Origin of the sequence: Polaromonas sp. UBA4122 (assembly GCA_002381615.1) — a bacterium.
In the GTDB taxonomy this organism is placed as follows: domain Bacteria; phylum Pseudomonadota; class Gammaproteobacteria; order Burkholderiales; family Burkholderiaceae_C; genus Polaromonas.
Genome location: DFWY01000168.1, coordinates 1 through 232, shown reverse-complemented (window position 1 = coordinate 232; position 232 = coordinate 1).

The window sequence follows — 232 nt, the reverse complement described above, 5'->3', positions numbered from 1 at the left end:
GGGTCACCAAACCGATGCTCAACTTCAAGTCATTTCAACCAGCCAAAAGCGTCCTGGCTGGCATCGAACTCATGCACATGATTCGCAAAGGACAGCTCATGATGGAGGGCTGCAACGAGATGTCTTTTGCCAACCAATTTTATGCATTGGCAGGGCAAATCCGTCCTGTTTGAGAAACTGGCACTCGTCCCCGACAAAATCACGTTCATCAGTGGCCAATGCGACACAACCT